The 18,333-nt window shown below is 63.7% G+C and carries 18 protein-coding genes and 1 pseudogene; 8 read left to right on the top strand and 11 right to left on the bottom strand.

What is annotated here, in order from left to right:
* Positions 1-7: 7 nt before the first annotated feature.
* The 4 genes from C0Z18_RS27930 to C0Z18_RS27915 form a co-directional block, all read right to left on the bottom strand.
* Positions 8-1,162 (bottom strand): enolase C-terminal domain-like protein, encoded by a 1,155-nt coding sequence (locus C0Z18_RS27930; protein WP_102648693.1) that lies wholly within the window; start codon positions 1,160-1,162, stop codon positions 8-10.
* A 66-nt stretch (positions 1,163-1,228) separates the two neighbouring features.
* Complete coding sequence (locus C0Z18_RS27925) at positions 1,229-2,836, bottom strand: efflux transporter outer membrane subunit (RefSeq protein WP_102648692.1); 1,608 nt, start codon at positions 2,834-2,836, stop codon at positions 1,229-1,231.
* 7 nt (positions 2,837-2,843) lie between these two features.
* Complete coding sequence (locus C0Z18_RS27920) at positions 2,844-4,409, bottom strand: DHA2 family efflux MFS transporter permease subunit (protein ID WP_102648679.1); 1,566 nt, start codon at positions 4,407-4,409, stop codon at positions 2,844-2,846.
* A 21-nt stretch (positions 4,410-4,430) separates the two neighbouring features.
* Complete coding sequence (locus C0Z18_RS27915) at positions 4,431-5,636, bottom strand: HlyD family secretion protein (RefSeq protein WP_102648678.1); 1,206 nt, start codon at positions 5,634-5,636, stop codon at positions 4,431-4,433.
* 244 nt (positions 5,637-5,880) lie between these two features.
* Here C0Z18_RS27915 and C0Z18_RS27910 point away from each other — a divergent pair, with 244 nt between their 5' ends.
* The 7 genes from C0Z18_RS27910 to C0Z18_RS27880 all read left to right on the top strand — a co-directional run bounded on the left by C0Z18_RS27910 (position 5,881) and on the right by C0Z18_RS27880 (position 12,045).
* Complete coding sequence (locus C0Z18_RS27910) at positions 5,881-6,216, top strand: hypothetical protein (RefSeq protein ID WP_102648677.1); 336 nt, start codon at positions 5,881-5,883, stop codon at positions 6,214-6,216.
* 11 nt (positions 6,217-6,227) lie between these two features.
* A complete protein-coding gene (gene coxB / locus C0Z18_RS27905) occupies positions 6,228-7,190 on the top strand; it encodes a cytochrome c oxidase subunit II (RefSeq protein WP_102648676.1) in 963 nt (320 codons plus the stop codon).
* 9 nt (positions 7,191-7,199) lie between these two features.
* Positions 7,200-9,209: a cytochrome c oxidase subunit I gene (ctaD, locus tag C0Z18_RS27900; RefSeq protein ID WP_102648675.1), complete on the top strand. Its 2,010-nt coding sequence runs from the start codon at positions 7,200-7,202 to the stop codon at positions 9,207-9,209.
* Positions 9,210-9,212: 3 nt separating this feature from the next.
* A complete protein-coding gene (locus tag C0Z18_RS27895; protein WP_102648674.1) occupies positions 9,213-9,827 on the top strand; it encodes a cytochrome c oxidase subunit 3 in 615 nt (204 codons plus the stop codon).
* Positions 9,828-9,841: 14 nt separating this feature from the next.
* Positions 9,842-10,255: a hypothetical protein gene (locus C0Z18_RS27890; protein ID WP_102648673.1), complete on the top strand. Its 414-nt coding sequence runs from the start codon at positions 9,842-9,844 to the stop codon at positions 10,253-10,255.
* A 26-nt stretch (positions 10,256-10,281) separates the two neighbouring features.
* Positions 10,282-11,607: a c-type cytochrome gene (locus C0Z18_RS27885; protein WP_102648672.1), complete on the top strand. Its 1,326-nt coding sequence runs from the start codon at positions 10,282-10,284 to the stop codon at positions 11,605-11,607.
* Between the two features lie 93 nt (positions 11,608-11,700).
* Positions 11,701-12,045, top strand: coding sequence for a hypothetical protein (locus C0Z18_RS27880; protein ID WP_146014117.1), 345 nt, complete (start codon positions 11,701-11,703; stop codon positions 12,043-12,045).
* A gap of 57 nt (positions 12,046-12,102) precedes the next feature.
* On the opposite strand, the gene C0Z18_RS27875 is transcribed toward C0Z18_RS27880, so the two are convergent.
* Both C0Z18_RS27875 and C0Z18_RS27870 read right to left on the bottom strand, forming a co-directional pair.
* Positions 12,103-12,633 (bottom strand): PRC-barrel domain-containing protein, encoded by a 531-nt coding sequence (locus tag C0Z18_RS27875; protein ID WP_102648670.1) that lies wholly within the window; start codon positions 12,631-12,633, stop codon positions 12,103-12,105.
* 138 nt (positions 12,634-12,771) lie between these two features.
* Positions 12,772-12,981, bottom strand: coding sequence for a hypothetical protein (locus tag C0Z18_RS27870; protein ID WP_102648669.1), 210 nt, complete (start codon positions 12,979-12,981; stop codon positions 12,772-12,774).
* 162 nt (positions 12,982-13,143) lie between these two features.
* Between C0Z18_RS27870 and C0Z18_RS27865 the strand changes: the two are divergent.
* Positions 13,144-13,467, top strand: a pseudogene (locus C0Z18_RS27865) (chemotaxis protein).
* Here the strand turns inward: C0Z18_RS27865 and treF are convergent.
* The 5 genes from treF to C0Z18_RS27840 all read right to left on the bottom strand — a co-directional run bounded on the left by treF (position 13,422) and on the right by C0Z18_RS27840 (position 18,169).
* On the bottom strand, positions 13,422-15,161 hold the full coding sequence (gene treF / locus C0Z18_RS27860) for an alpha,alpha-trehalase TreF (RefSeq protein WP_102648668.1): 1,740 nt from the start codon (positions 15,159-15,161) through the stop codon (positions 13,422-13,424). The pseudogene C0Z18_RS27865 and the gene treF overlap by 46 nt on opposite strands.
* 278 nt (positions 15,162-15,439) lie before the next feature.
* A complete protein-coding gene (phbB, locus tag C0Z18_RS27855) occupies positions 15,440-16,183 on the bottom strand; it encodes an acetoacetyl-CoA reductase (RefSeq protein ID WP_102648667.1) in 744 nt (247 codons plus the stop codon).
* 102 nt (positions 16,184-16,285) lie between these two features.
* Entirely contained in the window at positions 16,286-16,486 is a 201-nt protein-coding gene (locus C0Z18_RS27850) for a hypothetical protein (RefSeq protein ID WP_102648666.1), read from the bottom strand.
* Positions 16,487-17,364: 878 nt separating this feature from the next.
* Positions 17,365-17,862 (bottom strand): PRC-barrel domain-containing protein, encoded by a 498-nt coding sequence (locus C0Z18_RS27845; protein ID WP_102648665.1) that lies wholly within the window; start codon positions 17,860-17,862, stop codon positions 17,365-17,367.
* Positions 17,863-17,935: 73 nt separating this feature from the next.
* Positions 17,936-18,169 carry a DUF2795 domain-containing protein gene (locus C0Z18_RS27840; RefSeq protein ID WP_102648664.1) on the bottom strand — a complete coding sequence of 78 codons (234 nt, stop codon included), beginning with the start codon at positions 18,167-18,169 and terminating at the stop codon, positions 17,936-17,938.
* Positions 18,170-18,333: the final 164 nt, after the last annotated feature.

Here is an 18,333-nt window from a genome sequence, read left to right as displayed (position 1 = left end):
TTCTCCGTTAGGTCAATGCAAACGATTGGGCATCGGCTCGCTTGAATTCGAGCCCGCATCCGGGGCGAGAAAGATCGGGGCGGATGGTGCCGCGCTCGGGCGCCGGTGCGCCGTCGAACAGCATCGATTCGATCCGCACGTGGTCGTGAAACCATTCGATGTGCCGCAAGCGCGGGGCCGCGGCGCTCAGGTGGCGGTGCAGCGCGGGGGCGCAGTGGGCCGACAGCGGGATATGCCACGCGTCGCACAGTTGCGCGGCCCGCAAGAAACCCGTGGCGCCGCCGCAGCGCGTCGCGTCGGCTTGCAGCACGTCGACCGCACCCGTTTCGAGCATCCTGCGAAAATCGTCGGGCGTGTAAGCGTATTCGCCCGCGGCAATATCGATCGTCGCGGGCGTACCGTCGCGGACACGACGCATCCCGGCTAGATCGTCCGACGAAACGGGCTCTTCGAACCAGACCACACCGTGCGCGGCGAACCGCTCCGCGCTTTGGAGCGCGCCGTTCACCGTCAGCGCGCCGTTCGCGTCGACGAACAGCGCCGCGTCCCCGATCGCCTCGCGCGCCGCGCGCACGCGCTCGGGATCGCGTCCGGGCTGTCTGCCGACTTTCATCTTCACCGCGGTGCATCCGTCCTCGTGCACCCAGTGGCCGAGCTGCTCGCGCAGCTTCGCATCGTCGTAATTCGTAAAGCCGCCGCTGCCGTAGATCGGCACCCGCTCGCGCAGCGTCCCGCCGAGCAAGTGCGCGAGCGGTATGTCGAGCCGCCGCGCATTGAGGTCCCACAGCGCGAAATCGAGCGCCGAGATGGCCGTTGCGCACAATCCGGATCGGCCGATATTGCGCACGCGTTGCCATAAGCGCTGCGATAGCGCGGTGATGCGGGTGGCGTCCTCATGCAGCAGCACCTGAGCGAGCGTGTCGCGAATCAGGTTCGCGGCGCTCGCATCGGTATAGGTGTAGCCGAGCCCCGTGCGGCCGCCGGCATCGATCTCGACGAGAACGAGCGTCGTCGATTTCCATTCGAACGTGCCGTCCTGTTCGGGCGAATCGGTTGGAATCTTGTACGCATCCGCGCGCACGGCCGTAATCGCGGCCGCGTCCAGCGCGTTTGCGGCGCGAGCGGCGTCCGGGGGCCGCGGTTGAGCGGGAGGGGTATTCATCGGCAAGCAAATCGTAGGGTTGATCGAAATGGTGCGCACAGGCCGCGATCGAAACGGCAGCAAGCGCTATGCCGCGCTTTCCCATCCTCCGCTCAGCGCCTTGTACAGCGCGACGACGTCGGTTTCGACTTGGGTTTGCGCCTGGACGAATTGCGCCTGGGCTTGCGATAACTGCCGCTGCGCGTCGAGCACGTCGATGAAACTGACGAAACCCTTTTCGTAGCGGGCCCGGGCGAGATCGTAGGCGCTGCGTTGCGCGTCGACGGTCGCCGACAGCGCATCGCGATGCGATAGATCGCTCCGATAGACGGCGAGCGCGTTATCGACGTCGCGCAAGGCGACCAATACGGTCCGGCGATAGGCGAGTGCGGCTTCGGCTTGGCGAGCGTCGGCGAGATGCAAATTGGCGACGAGCGCGCCGCCTTCGAAAATCGGCAATGAAACAGCCGGACCGAACGAGTAGAACAGATGCGACCAGCGTGCCAAATCCGAGGCGTTCGATGCGCGCGTGCCGATTTTCCCGGTCAAGGTGATGTCGGGGTAAAACTGTGCGACGGCCACGCCGACCCCGGCCGTGGCGGCGTGAAGCTGGGCCTCGGCGCGGCGCACGTCGGGGCGGCGGCGCGCGAGCGTGGACGGCAGGCCGACGGCGATGCGCGGCGGCAGTGCCGGCAGTGGGGCCGATGCGGTCAGTTCGGCATCGAGTGCTCCGGGTTGTGCGCCGACGAGCAGCGCGAGGCCGTTCGCGGCCTGAGCGATCTGTCCGTCGAACGGCGTCACGCGGGCTTGCGCCTGCGCAAGCTCGGCCTGCGCTTGCTTGACGTCGAGCGTACTGGCAAGCCCGACCGCGGCTTGGCTTTTCGTGAGCGCGAGCACGTCGCGCGCATCGCGCACCTGGCGCTCGGCGATATCGCGCGCCGCTTGCGAGCCCCGCAATTGCAGATACGTTTGCGCAACTTCGGCCTCGAGCGAGAGCAGCGCGTCGTTGCGGCTCTCGCGCGCGGCGTCTAGGTTGGCCGATGCGGCCTCCACCGAGCGGCGTACGCGGCCGAACAGATCGAGTTCCCACGACGCGTCGAACCCGGCTTGCCATAGATTGATGGGCGAGCTCAGTTGGCCGAGTATCGCGTTGGCGCGCTGCTGCAAAGCGGGGCCGGCGCCTGGGGAGATCGCGTCGACGGGTGAGTTCGGCGCGCCTAGCGCATCCGCTTGTCTATACACGCCGTTCGATTGCAACAAGCCTTTCAGACCGAGTTGCTCGCGCTGATAGCTCGCACTGGCGCGTAGATTCGGCAGGCCCTGCGAGGCGGCCGATTGCATCTGCGTTCTCGCCTCCACGATGCGCAGCACGGCGCGCTGAAGATCCAAGTTGCCGGCGCGAGCCTCGTCGATCAATGCATCGAGCGTGGGGTCGTTGAAGGTATGCCACCAACGCGGATCGGGATCGGTATCGACGACGATGTCCGGCGCCGATGCGCGATGTGTCGCACCCGCGGTGCCGCCGGATGGTGTCGATGCGATCGCGTGCCACTGTTCCGGTGTCCGCGCGGCCGGCGCATGAAAATCCGGACCGACCGTGCATGCGCTGAGCGCGCACGCGACGAAGAGGGATGCGACCGCGCGCGGTGCCGGGAGCCGCCGCGCGCGATGCGCGCGCAACGCAGGAAGGCGCATATCCATATCAATGGCCTCCCGCGCCGCCGGCCGCTTTCACCGGCGAGAAGAAGAACATCAGCGGCACGCACAGCGCGCAGAGTATCGCGAGCATGGCGAACACATCGATGTAGGCGAGTATCGTCGCTTGGGACACGAACGTCTTGTACATCATGCCGTTGGCCGTCCTCAACGCTTGGCGATGCGGTTCTCCCATGAGCGAGGAGATGGCCGCGACGCGCGCGTTCAAAGCGTCTGTAAAGTTTTGCGAGAGCGGCGTCATGTGCGCGGCAAGATGCGCCATGCGCGCTTGCGTGCGCTCACGCACGAGCGCGGTGGAAACGGAGATGCCGATCGAGCCCGCCACGTTGCGGAACATCGTGAACAGCGCCGATGCATCGTTGTTCAATTCCCTCGGTACGCTCAAATACGCAAGGGCGGTCGTCGGCACGAACAAAAACCCGATGGCGATCGATTGCGCGCTGCGCATCAACGTCAAGGTCTTGTAGTCGATGTCGGGCGTCAGCCAGTGGGCATAGGCGAGCGCGGCCGACAGCAAGGCGAAGCCGAGGCCGATAAAAAAGCGGGTTTCGATATACGGCATGATTTTGCCGATGATGGGAATCTCCAACGTGATCAGCAGCGCACCGGGGGAGAGTACGAGTCCCGCGAGGGTGGCGGTGTAGCCGAGCCGTTGCTGGGCGAGTTGCGGAATCAACACGGCGCTGCCGTACAAGACCATCGCGAACGACGCGATCGCCACGCAACCCAGCGCGAAATTGCGGTCCTTGAGCGGCGTGAGGTGAACGACCGGTTTTCGGGCGTAGACGAGCCACACGGCCGCGCCCGCTAGGCCGAGCGCGGCGAGCGCCCCGAATACGCGAATGAACGGAGAGGAAAACCAATCTTCGTCCTCGCCGCGATCGAGCATGACTTGCAAGCAGCCCAAGCCGATCGCAAGCAAGCCGATGCCGACGTAGTCGATCGACAGCTTGCCGCGCCGCTTGCGCTCCCAAGGTGGATCTTCGACGAGTTGCTGTACGGCGATCGTCGTCAGGATGCCGATCGGGACGTTCAGCAGAAATACCCATCGCCAGGAAAAATGATCGGTGATCCACCCGCCTAGGGTGGGTCCCACCACCGGCGCGACGACGATCGCCACGGCCGAAATGGAAAATGCGCGCGAGCGTTGCGCCGGCTCGAACGTATCGAGGATGATCGATTGTTGATTCGGTTGCAAACCGCCGCCGAAAAATCCTTGAAGAATGCGAAAGACGATGAGCTCGCCGAGATTGGACGCAATGCCGCACAAGAACGAGCACACCGTGAACGCGGCGATGCAAAGCAGAAAGTACCGCTTGCGGCCGAGCCAGCGCGCAAAGAACGCGGAGATCGGCAGCACGATGCCGTTGGCGACGAGATACGACGTTAGCGTCCACGTTGCTTGGTCGTAACTGGCCGACATCGTGCCGGCGATGTGCGGTAACGCCACGTTCACGATGGTCGTGTCGAGCACCTCCATGAACGCGGCCAGCGTGACCACGACGGCGATGACCCACGGGTTCGCGGACGGGCGCCAGTTTTCGTTGGACATGGCTCGCTCGGCGCTCCCGCGTTATTGGAAATAGACGGTCGGCTCGACCGAAATGCCGAGCGGCAGCGCGCGGCCTTTGGGCAACCCTCTGTCGATCACGATCTTTACCGGCACGCGTTGTACGATCTTCACGAAATTGCCGGTGGCGTTCTCGGCGGGAAACGCCGAGAAGCGCGACCCGCTGCCTTTCTGCACGCTGTCGACGTGACCCCGCAACGTCAGATCGGGGTAAGCATCGACGCCGATCTCGACCTTGTCGCCGGGATGCATGCGGGCCAGGTCGGTCTCCTTGAAGTTGGCCGTTACCCATACCTGGGGCGTCACCAGCGAGAATAGCGATTCGCCCGGCTGCAAGAACGCACCCATATGAACTTTGCGCTGCGTGACCCATCCGTCCGCGGGTGCGCGCACCACGCACCACGAAAGATTCAGTTGTGCTTGCTCGAGCTGTGCTTGCGCCTGCTTCACTTCTTGCTGCCGCGCGTCGAGCGCCGCGACTGCTTGTCTGATCTGTTGCGTGACGAGGCTCGCGCTCGCCAATTGCGCTTGCGCTTCGGTGACGTTCGCGCGTGCCGATGCCGCTTTCGCGTCGGCCGCATCGATGTTTTGCGCGGACGTCGCCCGCGCATCCACACTGTGTTGCCGGTTATATGCGGCTTGAGCCTGCCGCAACTCGGCGCGTGCCGCGCTCGTTTGCGCCTGCGCTTGCCGGTATTGCGCCGGATAGTGCACGCGCGCGATATCGAGTTGAACCTGCGCAGCCTTCACTTGCGCTTCGGCCAAGCCCAATTGCGCGCGGGCCCGGTCGAGCTGCGCACGGTATTCGCGCGGATCGATTTCGACGAGTACGTCTCCTTTATGTACATACATGTTGTCGTCGATCGGCAGGCCGACGACGTAACCCCCGACCTTCGGCGCGATCATGACCGAGTTGCCGTCGGTGTAAGCGTCATCCGTGCTCGTTTGATTGCGCGTCGAAAACCACCAGACGAATGCGGCGATCGCCAGTACGACGACCACACCGGCAAGAATGAATAGCGGCTTCTTGCTGCGCTTTTTACGGCTATTTCCATTGACGTCGTCTTTGTCGCTATTGCGCTCGGAATTGTCTCGACTGTCATCGTCATTACGGTTCTCTTTCGATTCATCGCGGTCTTGAGCGTGCTCGTCATCGCGCGTGCGGTGGGCATCGTCATTGCGATCCGAAGGGGCGTCGGCGTCTGGCATGGGAGAAGGTCGTCGCAAAGTTGACCGACCGGGCGCAAACCCTATGCCCATCGGTTCTTAAAGCCGGACGATATAAGCGGGGCGGCTATTGCGCGGACCATCCGCGGGAAATACCCGGAACCGGTTGCATCGGCGGTGCGAACTTTTACATGCCGTTTGCAATGCTTTGCGAATTCGCGGCGTTCCGAACGGGCATGTGCATTGCGCCGCCGCCTTCGTTTCCAAGCGCGCAGGAGGTCACACCATGTCGAAGGCGAGCGGTAAGCCGCAAGGCGGCGAAAGCCACGAAGAGCAGCGAATCGATCACGGCGTCGACGAGACGTTTCCCGCAAGCGATCCGCCCGCCGTCGGCGGCGCGACTCGCATCGACCCCGATCGGCCGCAACATAGACCGGGCGAAGGCGGGGGCAGCGAAGACAACGGCGGCAGCGACGACACCCCTTCGGATGCGGGCAAGACGGGACGCGCGAAGGGAGACGGCAAGACTTCGAACCCCGGGGGCGAGAGCGAAAGCGACGGCCTGAGCGGAATCGCGGGGCTCGTCGAGCGCACCGGCAGACCCCGTGACGATTCGCGCTGACCTCAACCGAGATGAGCACGGCTCCCCTCCAATATCTGTTCGCTGCGGCAGGACCGGCTTCCGCGCCTACCTATACGCTCGGCTGGGCCTTGATCGGTCTTGTCTCCTTTGTGGTCATCGTTATCGCCGTGCTGCTGGCCGGCGCATTGTGCCGGCGGCGCCCGCCTTTAGCGCCGGGCGAGGAGAACAAGCTTCCGCCCGATTCGGGCGGCATCAATTGGATCGTCATCGGCACGGGCATCTCGACGTTGGGGCTTTTCGGCGCACTCGTCTACGCGATGGTGACGCTCGAATCGGTCGCTTCACCGCCGAGCGAGCCGCCGCTTACGATCGACGTGACCGGCTACGACTGGTGGTGGAAGGTGAATTACATCGACGCCGCGAATCCGTCGCGCGAGTTCGTGACCGCGAACGAAATCCACATTCCCGTCGGGGTGCCGGTGCGCGTCGAGCTTCGCAGCGCGGACGTCATTCATACGTTTTGGGTGCCGCGGCTTACCGGCAAGATGGAAATGATTCCCGGGCAGACGAACATGCAATGGATGCAGGCCGATCGCCCCGGCATTTTTCGCGGGCAGTGCGCGCAGTTTTGCGGACCGGGTCATGCGCATATGGCGTTCGAGGTGATCGCACAGCCGAAAGTGCAGTACGAGGCATGGGCCGACGCTCAGCGCAAAGGTGCGCAACCGGTCGCGACCCCCGAGGCAAGAACCGGCCAGCATGTATTCGACGAGCGCTGCGCGGGATGCCACACGGTGCGCGGCACATCGGCGGTAGGCATGCAGGCGCCCGATCTTACGCATCTCGCCTCGCGCCGCACGATCGTCGCCGCGCAGCTCGAGAACACGGCGCAAAACCGGCTCGACTGGATCGAGCACGCGCAACGCATCAAGCCCGATGCGCTCATGCCGTCGATCGCCTTGTCGGCGTCCGACGCTGCCGCGCTTTCGGCCTACTTGTCCACTTTGCAGTGAGTGACCGCGATGTCCGATACGCCCATCTCCGCGTTGCCAGGCGACCCGCCGGGCACTGTGCGCCTGTCGCGCCCGCTTCAGCGAGGCACGCTCGACGAGGAGGGCAGGAAGCGGCTACATGAGATTTGGGAAACGGAGCCGGGATGGCGCGGCTGGCTCTCGACGGTCGATCACAAGACCATCGGCTTGCGCTACCTCGTGACGGCGTTTCTGTTCTTGGTGATCGGCGGGGTGGAGGCGCTGATCATGCGGATTCAACTGGCGCAGCCGAGCGAGACCGTGCTGACGCCCGGGCAATACGATCAACTATTCACGATGCACGGGCTCACGATGATTTTTCTCTACGCGATGCCCGTGCTCTCCGGCTTTTCGAATTACTTGTGGCCGCTCGTGTTCGGTGCGCGCGACATGGTATTTCCGCGGCTCAATGCGCTTTCGTATTGGACGTACTTGTTCGCGGGCGTGTTCTTGTATTTGAGTTTTCCGCTGGGGCAGGGCGCGAACGACGGCTGGTTCAACTACGTTCCGCAATCGAGCTTGACCTATAACCCGGGGCCGAACATCGACGTCTATGCGCTCGGGATGGTGCTGCTCGGCGTCTCGACGACGGCCGGCGCGGCGAACTTCGTAGTGACCTTCATCCGCATGCGCGCCGCCGGAATGTCGATCAATCGCGTGCCGGTGCTCGTCTGGGGAACGCTGACGATCTCGGCCGCCAATCTGCTCGCGGTACCGTCGGTCAGCCTCGCGTTCTTCATGCTGTGGATGGATCGCCGCATCGGCACGCACTTTTTCGACGTGACGGGCGGCGGCGGGCGGGCGCTCATGTGGCAGCACTTGTTCTGGGTGTTCGCGCATCCCTGGGTGTACGTCGTCGTGCTTCCGGCGATGGGCATCGTCTCCGACGCGCTGCCCGTTTTTTGCCGGCGGCCGCTGGTGGGCTACGGCGCGGTGGCGATCTCCACGGTGGTGACGATGGTGATCGGGTTCGTCGTCTGGATCCACCACATGTTCGCGACCGGCATCCCGCCGCTCGCGCTGGCTTTCTTCGGCTCGGCCAGCATGATCATTTCGATCCCGAGCGCGGTCGGAACGTTCGCATGGATCGCGACGATCTGGCTGGGGCGCCCCGTCTGGAAGGTGCCGTTCTTCTTTTTCGCCGGGTTCGTTCTGTTGTTCGTCATCGGTGGCGTGTCCGGCGTCATGACGGCCGCCGTGCCGCTCGACTGGCAACTGACCGACACGTATTTCATCGTGGCGCACCTGCATTACGTGCTGATCGGCATCAACGTGTTCCCGGTCGTAGGCGGCGTCTATTACTGGTTTCCGAAATTCACGGGGAAGATGATGAGCGAGCGGCTCGGGCGCGTGGCCTTTTGGCTCATGTTCGTCGGCTTCAACGTGGGCTTTTTTCCGATGCATATCCTCGGCCTGCTCGGGATGCCGCGACGGATTTACACCTACGCGCCGGACATGGGCTGGAGCACCGCGAATCTGATCACATCGATCGGATCGTTCATCTTCGCATTCGGTATTTTGGTCTTTTTGATCGACGTGGCCTATAGCCTGAAACGCGGTCCGGCGGCGGGCAACAACCCGTGGGACGCCGGCTCGCTCGAATGGTCGATACCGTCGCCGCCGCCCCCCTACAACTTCGCCGTGTTGCCGATCGTCGGCAGCCGTCATCCGTTATGGGAAACGCGGATGGAAGACGAAGCCGATAAACCTGAAGAGGCCCGCTCGCATTTGGACGATGGCTACCTGCTGGGCCAAGGCAAGGAGGCGCTCGGTACGACCGCGGTAAGCGGAAAACCGTACGTGATTCTCAAGATGCCCGGGGACTCGTACGCCCCGTTCGTACTCGGCCTGGCCGCGGCGCTGTTTTTCGGGGCGTTGCTGCTCCAGTGGTGGGTGTTCGGCGGGATCGTGCTCGCGGTGTGCGTCGCGGCCATCATCGGATGGATGTGGCCGCGCCGTGAACTCGTCCAACGCGAACCCATACCGGCGCGGGAGGGCTGATCGATGAGCGACGATGCGCAAGTAGTGCTGATGAGTCCGCCCGAAGCGTTGCCGGTCGGCAGCGCGGGCATGAGGGCAAGCGGGATGCTCGGCGTGCTGATGCTGATTCTGACGGAAGCCTCGTTGTTCGGCTACTTGATCTTCAGCTACATGTACTCCGCGGTACAGCAGACCCAGCATTGGCCTCCCGAAGGGCTGCCTAAGCTCGGCATTTCGTCGGTGAACACGCTGATCCTGATTTCGAGCAGCGTGTTTTGCTGGCTGTGCGAATGGTTCTTGCGTCACAAGCACAAGCGCATGGCCGTCGTATCGATGGCGACCGCGGTCGTGCTGGGGATCGTCTTCATGGCGATTCAGCGGCACGAGTGGCACGACCATCCGTATGGCGCCACGTCGCATTTGTACGGCTCGCTCTACTTCACGATCACGGGCTTCCATATGGCGCACGTGCTCGTGGGCGTCGTCGTGCTTTCGGTGCTCACGGTGTGGATCGCGCTCGGCTATTTGGACGAACGGCGACATGCCGCTCTCAAAATCGGCAGCTACTACTGGCACTTCGTCGACGTCGTGTGGCTCTTTATTTTCACGACGTTGTATTTGACGCCATATTGGTTTTGACGGGGAGGACCCACATGCTAGCGAAACGTGCCGAGGGCGGCTCGCCCGTTTCGGCGTTCGCATTGACGATGGGTGCGCTCGCCGCGCCCGGTGCTTGGCTCGCTCAAACCACGATCGGCGAAACCATCGTTGCGCAATGGTGCTTTCCTCACGACGTGCAGCTTCGCATCCCGCTCGGCTCGAGAGTGGCGTGGAGCGTCGTGGGCATGAGCGCGATGTGGCTGCTCGTGGGACTCGTCGGTACTTGGCTCGCGTGGCGCAATTGGCGGCTATTGCATCACGCGCGCAAGGTGCGTCCCGAATCGACGGACACGAAAGTGGAAGGCGAAGCGTTCGTCGCTCGCGTGGCATTGATGGCGAGCGGGTTGTTCTTGTTCGCGCTGGTGGCCACCGATGTGGCGACCTCGCTCGTTTCGGCGTGCAGATGACTGCGCGCATCGATGACAAGGAGCATATGGTGTCCGGCTCGAGTGCTCGACCGCTTCGACGTTGCTTCGCATGGGCCGCCTTGCTGTGTGCGCTCGCCTTTCCGGCGCTCTGCCGCGCCGACGATACGGCAAGCGCGCAGCTGATCGCCCGCGGGAAGTATCTGGCCGATCTATCCGACTGCGCGGGATGTCACACCAACGCGCCCACCGGCAATCCGCCGAAGCCTTCGCCCGCGTTCGCGGGGGGGCTGCCGATGGGCTCGCCGTTCGGCACGATATGGACGAGCAACATCACGCCCGACCCGGTCTACGGGATCGGCAAGTACAGCTACGATGATTTCGTCCGCGCGGTGCGCGACGGCATCGCGCCGGGGGGCAAGCATCTGTACCCCGCGATGCCGTTCGGCTCGTTCGTCAAAATCAGCGACGACGACATGCGCGCGCTTTACGCCTTTTTCATGCATGGGGTGAAACCGGTCGCCAAGCCGGCGCCTGAAACCAAGCTGCCGTTTCCGTTCAATCAACGCTGGGTACTCGCCGCCTGGGACTCGCTCATGGTGCCGCACTCGCGCTACGGTCCCCGGGAAGATCGCAGCGCCGAGTGGAATCGCGGCGCCTATCTCGTGCAGGCATTCGGCCACTGCGGCGCTTGCCACACGCCGCGCGGAGTAGCGTACGAGGAGCGCGGCTACAACGAGGGCGATCCGCTGTATCTCACGGGCGGCACCAACGATCACTGGTATGCGCCGAATTTGACGGGCGATCCGGATTCAGGCCTGGGCCGGTTCTCGGAAGACGACATCGTCGGCTTCTTGCGCCACGGACACGGCGGTGGGCTCGTGACGTTCGGCAGCATGGTGGAAGTGGTGGAGGACAGCGGGCAATACATGAGCGACGCCGATTTGCACGCGATCGCCACATATTTGAAATCGCTGCCGCCGCGCGCGAAGAGCGGACATGTGGATACGGACCCGGCCAAAGGCGAGGCCACCGTGAATATCCTGCGCACGGGTTCGGTGGAGTATCCGGGGGCCGGCATTTACAACGCGTTTTGCGCGCGTTGCCACGAGGCCGATGGGCAAGGCCAGCCCGGAAAATTTCCGCGGCTCGCCGGTAATCCCATCGTCGTGGCACCTCACGCGACTTCGCTGATCCGGCTGCTGATCAACGGCGGCCAGAGCCCCCATACGATCGGCGGCCCCAAGCCCGAGCGCATGCCCTCGTTCATCGGCAAGCTCAACGACACCGAGATGGCCCGTGTGCTGACGTTCGTGCGCAATGCGTGGGGCAACCAGGCGCGGCCGGTTACACCGGACGAAGTCGAAGGCCTGCGCAAGAAGCTGCACCGTTGAGGCATGCGCATTGCATGGCGTAAAGCTCCTGCGCCGAATTTCGTGCGGCGTACCGGGCCGCAATGGCCGTTGTATTTAAAGGAGGTGATTCCAATGAAATCGAGCATCGCGCATCGGACACTGATCGCATCGGCCCTCGTGGCTGGTCTTGGCTTGGTGGCGGCACCGTCGTTCGGTCAGAACGCGAACGGGGGCGGCAATTCGAACGGACCGGGAGCGGCCGGGACCGGCGTGCAGCAGCCGCCCGGCAGCGAGGGCACCACCGGGACCAAGGGCGCGACGATGCCGCCGGGCAGCACCGCCTCGCCGTCGGACGACAACGCCTCGAGCAGCGGCACGATGCATATGAAGCACAAGCACAAGAAGCACCACCATCGCCACCTTCGCGGTGCGAGCGGGGCGAGCAATCCGGAAGCGGCTTCCTCGACGAAGCCCTAACCGGCGGGATCGCTTCGACGCGGCGGCCGCCGATCGGTTTCGGCGGCCGCCGGCGGTTTACAGCTTGACGCCGCCCGCTTCGGGGGCGTCCGGGTCGAGATCGTCGCGAGCGGCGTCGTAGTCCGACTCGTACTCGTCATCGGCGCCGAGGCTGCGCCAATACGGTTCGCGTCCGTAGTACTGATGGATGGACGTGGCCCAGGTGGCGTCGGCCATCGAGGGCCAGTGTTGCTTGTCGAAACCCGGGGCGTTCTTGATGAGCTCGGACGACAGCGACACGAGGAAACACTTGCGTGTGGTGTCGAGTGTCAGTGCGTTCCAAGGGATCGCGAGCAGCTTGTCGCCGATGCCGAGGAAGCCGCCGCACGACATCACGACGTAGGCGATGCGCCCGGCCTGTACGTCGAGCATGATTTCCTTGACCTTGCCGATTTCCTCGCCGTCGGTGCTGAGAATCTTGTCGCCATCCAGGGTGCTCGCGGCCATGACATCGGGGCCCGGACCCGCCGCGGTTTCCGGCCCTTTGCCGACGATGCGGGCGCCTTGAGATTGAGAGACGCCCGTGGTCGATGTGCTGTGGGTGCGCATATCGGATCTCCTATCGAATACGGTTGAGCGATGGTCGCGGCGGCCGTAACGAAGCCTCGCCGCCGCGCTTGAGACAAGCGATGTGTAAGCAACGGGCGTTCCACGAGGGTGCGTTGCGCTTCAGCGGCTTCAGCGGCGTTAGCGGCTTTTCCCGCCTTCGTCCATCCCGGACCCCGTGCGCCAGGCGCGTTTGCCCGTCTCGGAGAGCTCGCCGCTGCTGTGCGTTTCGTCGGCTTGCGTGCCGTCGACGGCCATGTCGCCGCCGGGCTGCTCCAACGCCCGCTGCTTCTCTCCCTTGCGCGCGGCGACGCGTTCGTCCTGCGATTTTCCGCTGTGAATGGTCATCATCGTCCTCCGTTTAGATAGCGCCAACCCATCGTTTCGGCGGCACGTCGATGAACACGCATCGTGCGTGCCGAGACGCCATGTCTTGCACCGGGGCGCGGCCGTAGGCGCGAGCGTTGCTCGACCTGGGAGGGAGCGATTCGATTGAAACGAAGGAGAAACTTTATGAGTACGTTAGATCCAGACAACTTTCCGTAAAGCGGCGATTCGGAGGCGAGCGGCCGCGAGACCGGGGCCCTGGGACCGAGCGATTCGTCCGATAGCGGAAGCGACATCGCCGGGGCGAAGCGTCACGAGTTCGATAAGGACTCCGAGTTGGACGAGCATGCGTTGGAATTGGGCGACGCCGAACTCGCGAGCGACACCGATCGCGCGGGGACGGGCGAGCGCTCGTCGGCGGACGGCGACTCGACCCTGACCCCCGACGCCGATATCGAACCGGATCACATCGAGACGCCCGACTTACCCGATGCGGATTTAGAACCCTGATGCTCAGCAATCGCATGCTCGACGTCGACGGCGTGCGGGTAGAGCACGAGCAGGGCTCTCAGCACGCCGTTGGTCCAGCCGAATCCATCCTGTAACGGGTACTCGCCGCCGCCGGCCGATTCGTGGCCGGCATTGCGGCCGATGTCGTATTTCTCCACGAGCTTGCCCGTGCGTACGTAATAGTCGACGTTGGTGCGGATCCAGCGCGTCGCGATGGTCCGCGCAAGCGCGCTCTGCCCATAGCGCCGCAGGCCGATCACCGCGAGGTACTGCAGCGGGGCCCAGCCATTGGGCTCGTCCCATTGTTGGCCGCTGTCGACCTCGGTCGTCGCGATCCCCCCAGGGCGCAGTAAGCCCCGCTGGATCGATTGCGCGACCGTGGTCGCTTGGCTGCGCGAGGCGACGCCCGCGAACAATGGGTAGGCCGTCGCAGCCGTCAGTCGATCAAGCAACTTGCCGTGTACGAAATCGTAATCCGCGAATGCGCCGATGCGCGGGTCCCAGAGCAAGCGGCGGATGGCATCGGCCCGCGCAGATGCTCGCGCGTTGAAGTTCTCCGCGCGCGAAGCGTCGCCCTGCAACTGATAGGCTTTCGCCAACGTCCGCTCCAGACCGTAAAGCAACGAATTGAGATCGACGGGGATGAGAGAGGTGACGTCGATCGTCGCGAGCGTGCGGTCGTCGGCGAACCAGCGGGAGCTGAAGTCCCAGCCGGTTTCTCCGCCCGCGCGCAGGTCCCGCCACAGTTCTCCGGAGTCGCGCCGAGGCATCGAATGCGCCGTCGCGACGTCCTCTCGATACGATTCGTCGCGCGGCGCGGCCCGCTCGTCCCAGTAGCGATTGAGCACCGTGCCGTCCGCCAATCTCACGACGTGGCGGCTCGCCTGACCCGGCCCCAAGGACGCCGCGCCGTTCATCCAATAGTCGTACTCGGCTTTGAGCTCGGGCAGATATCGCAGATAGATGCTTTCGCCATCGTGTTCGGCGAGCAATCCCACCATCTGCGAGAAAAACGGCGGCTGCGACCGGCTCAGATAGTACGTGCGGTTGCCGTTCGGAATGTGGCCGTAGCGATCGATGAGGGCGGCGAAGTTCTTCAGTTCGTCGTCGGCGAGGTCGTGCCGGCCGCTGGCGACCAAGCCGAGCATGATGAAGTACGAATCCCAGTAGTACACCTCGTCGAAGCGGCCGCCCGGTACGACATACGGCGCGGGCAGCGGCAAGAGCGACGACCACGGATTCGGTACGGCGTCGGGCTTGCGGGTCAGCACATCCCAGAGCGTATCGATATGCTCGACGACCGTTTCCTTCGGGTCCGACACATACGGCTTTGCATCGTGCGTGGGCGGGTCGAAATGGGCCACGACGAACTTGTGCAGATTGAAGCCCGATTGGTCTCGCGCGGCGCGATAGGCCGCAACGATGCGTTGGGGTGACTCGTTCGGAATCATGTCGGCGAACGTCTTGCTGTCGGGAAACAGATGCGCGAGTTCGACGTCCCGGTAAAGCTCGCCGAGCGTTTCGGACGGCGGCGCGGGCTCGGTCGCGGGGGCTGCGGGATCCGCGCGCGCCAATTGCACCGGCTCGCTTGCCGCGCCGATAGGTACGCGCGGGTGCGCCGGTTTGGCGGCGCAGCAGGCGGCGGCGCAGAACAGGGCGGCGGCGAGCGCGGCACGCGCGGATGCAAAGTGCATGAGGTGGGGTCCTTTCTATGTGGATTCCCGGGCGCAACTGCAAGCGACATGCCGAGGCTCATGCGGTACGACTCGCTTGGCCTGAGCGCGCCGGGCACGGCGGGCACACCGGTCACACGATAGGATCGCGCCGCGCGAGGACGGTGTCCGACGCGCGGCGCGAGTGGATGTAACCGGCTGCGAAGGCGAGAGGCGTACCGGTCGGGGATGGCCATGCGTGGCGGACGTCATCCGCTCGCGGCCGTTTTATCGGATGGTGGCTTTACCAGCGGCGCGCGTCATTGCAGATGTTGGCCACCGTTGATCGAGATGTTGGCGCCCGTTACGAAGGCGGCGTCTTGCGAACACAAGTAGGCGACCAGCGCTGCCACTTCCTCGGGCTGGCCGAGGCGCCCGACCGGAATCTCCGGCAAGATCTTCGACTGCATGATCTCGTCGGGCACGGCCGTGACCATGCGCGTCGCGATGAAACCCGGCGAGACGGTGTTGACGGTCACGCCCTTGCGCGCCACTTCCAGCGCGAGCGACTTCGTGAAGCCGTGCATGCCCGCTTTGGCCGCCGCATAGTTCGTTTGTCCGAAGCCGCCCTTGCAGCCGATGACCGACGAGATATTGACGATTCGCCCCCAGCCTCGCGTCGTCATGTCCTCGTACCACTGCTTGGTCATGTTGAACACCGAATCGAGGTTCGTGCTCAGCACCGCATCCCATGCCTCTTTCTCGAGCTTTTTGAAGCTCGAGTCGCGCGTGATGCCCGCGTTGTTGACGAGAATGTCGATCGGCCCGATCTCGGCCTTGATCTGGGCCGCGCAGCGCTGGCACGAAGCGTAGTCCGCCACGTCGACGGGATACGCCCGAAATTGCCGGCCCGTCGCTTCCATCTTTGCAAGCCAATCGTCGGCGCCGGTATTGCTCGGCGAATAGGTCACGACGACGGCATGACCGACGTCGTGCAACCTAATGCTGATCGCTTCGCCGATGCCGCCCATGCCGCCGGTTACGAGGGCAATTCTCTTTGTCATCTTCGATTCTCCTTCGATGCGCGTTTGACGAAGTGAAACGTAAGGACGGCGCGATGTGCCGCTCGCTGCCATCGCGCCGCTGTACTCCAGCCTCCCTCGCCGTTACCGCAGGCGAGAGCAGGCCTCGAGAATCGAGTTGCCGTTTTCGGTAATGCGCGGCCGCGGCATCCCGACCTGTTCGGCGCTCTGCTCGAGCGCGATCAAATGACGCTCGAGCAATGTGCTCAGCTCGGCGCGGTCGCCGATTTGGTCGGGCGCGTCCCTGACCAGCATCAATGTGGCGAGTTCGTGTGGGCTCAGCATGCTGCTCTCCAATGGAACAAAGATAGTCGATCGATCTCGGGATCAGTAGTGGCGTGTGGGACCGGTTGCGGCCCCACCCGCGTATCAATTACTTCGTCGACGAAAAGCGCTGAGTAAAACCGGATTGAATGCCGGCGAAAAGGCAAAAATCAACGAGCGATCGGAATGGCTATTCATATGACGCTATAAAACGTTTTCGAAGAATAATTTTTTCGTTCAACTGCAGAAGGTAGTAATTACCCGCCGCAGGCACGCATCCTGCGGCGATCCGGTAATTGTTTCGAATACCCGACTGGTTGGGTGAGGCCGGGCTTGATTCGGGGTTGGCGCAATACTAATCCGGTCTTCGGCGGTTCGCAATATGGAAGAATGGCCTTTGTCTGCTGCCCCATTTGTTTTGATGGGTGCGAATGAATTTCCCCATTTTCATCGGCTTTCGGAAATGTTCGGTTACCGTTAATGCGAATCGCTTTAATTCGCTCGTCACAATCCGATGTCAGTGCACGTGCCGAAACCATGCATTTTCGGACAGGCCGCGCCGCTTGCCCGGCGGCCCGCAAATTGCTGCTCCGCAGCCAACGGCGGCGCGGGCGAGCCGCGCCCATTCACGGAGGACTTAAGCCCATGCAAGAGACCCAAGAACCGAAGAATCCCGGGGACGAAGCGCCACCGGATGCACCGGGCGTCGGTGAGAGCCCGTGCCGGGTGTGCCGGGGAACCGGCATGGTGGAAGGTCAGCCTTGTACCATCTGCGGGGGGACAGGCAGGGTGTTACAGGGGATCGGCGGCGGTTGAGAGCGAGCAGCGCTCGCGCCGGCCGGCCGCGCATCTTGCGGCGCGGCCGGCCGGCGCTCTAGCCCTGCGCGGGTTAGTGGTGCCTAGTGGTGGCCGCTTCTATCCGGCACGGTGCCGGAGGCGACGCCCGTCGTCTCGACCCGCTCCATATTCGAGTTCCAATAAGGCGAGGTCCGGTAGTAATCGTGCAACTCGCTCGCCCAGGCAACGTCCGCCATGGCCGGCCAATGATCCTTGTCGAAGCCCGGCGCGTTCTTGACGGATTCGCTCGTCACGGAAAGCAAAAAGCATTTGCGGTCCGTATCCAAGGTCAGCGCGCTCCATGGAATCGCGAGCAGCTTGTCGCCGATGCCGAGGAACCCGCCGCTGGACATCACGGCGTAAGCAATACGCCCCGTGTAGACGTCCAACATGATTTCCTTGATCTTGCCGACATCTTCGCCGTCGGAACTCATGACCTTGTCGCCGTCGAGCGTGCTCGCCGCCATGACATAGGGGCCGGGGCCTTCCGCCGTCTCACTGCCTTTACCAACGATGCGGGTTTCGCCGCGACTGCCGATGGGATCGGGTGAAATGCTCATGGTCTGCTCCTTTACTGTGGATCAATCGGTATGGCCGATGCCGCGTGTCTCGCTCGCCTTGCGGCATCGAACGCTATTGCACTTGCGCGATGGCCTTCGACACGGCAGCGGGGCTGTCGTAATTCTTGTCGGGTAGCCGGTCGAGCAACTCGACGATCTCTCGATCCGCGTGATGGCTGCGCGCGGTTTCGGCCAGGTGCTCGCGCGTCGTGGGGTAGTCGATGCCCGCCAGCGCTTTTTGAACGGCGACCGGCGACGGTTGTCCCGGGTGTCGATGGTCTTGGGAGTGGGCCGGATGCTGCGCCATATTTGCCTCCTTCGATGAAGTTGAACACGCCTTCAATCAAGCAACGAGCGTTCCTTGCGCGGGGCGCCGCGGCGTGGCGCGCGCGGCCGCCGCGAACGAGCGGTGTGTCACGTGTGGGTCTTTCGTAAAACCTGCAGCGGCGATGCAGCCTTTGCAGGTGAATC

Source organism: Trinickia dabaoshanensis, assembly GCF_002879885.1.
In the GTDB taxonomy this organism is placed as follows: Bacteria; Pseudomonadota; Gammaproteobacteria; order Burkholderiales; family Burkholderiaceae; genus Trinickia; species Trinickia dabaoshanensis.
This window is presented reverse-complemented; position numbering and strand designations above follow the sequence as displayed.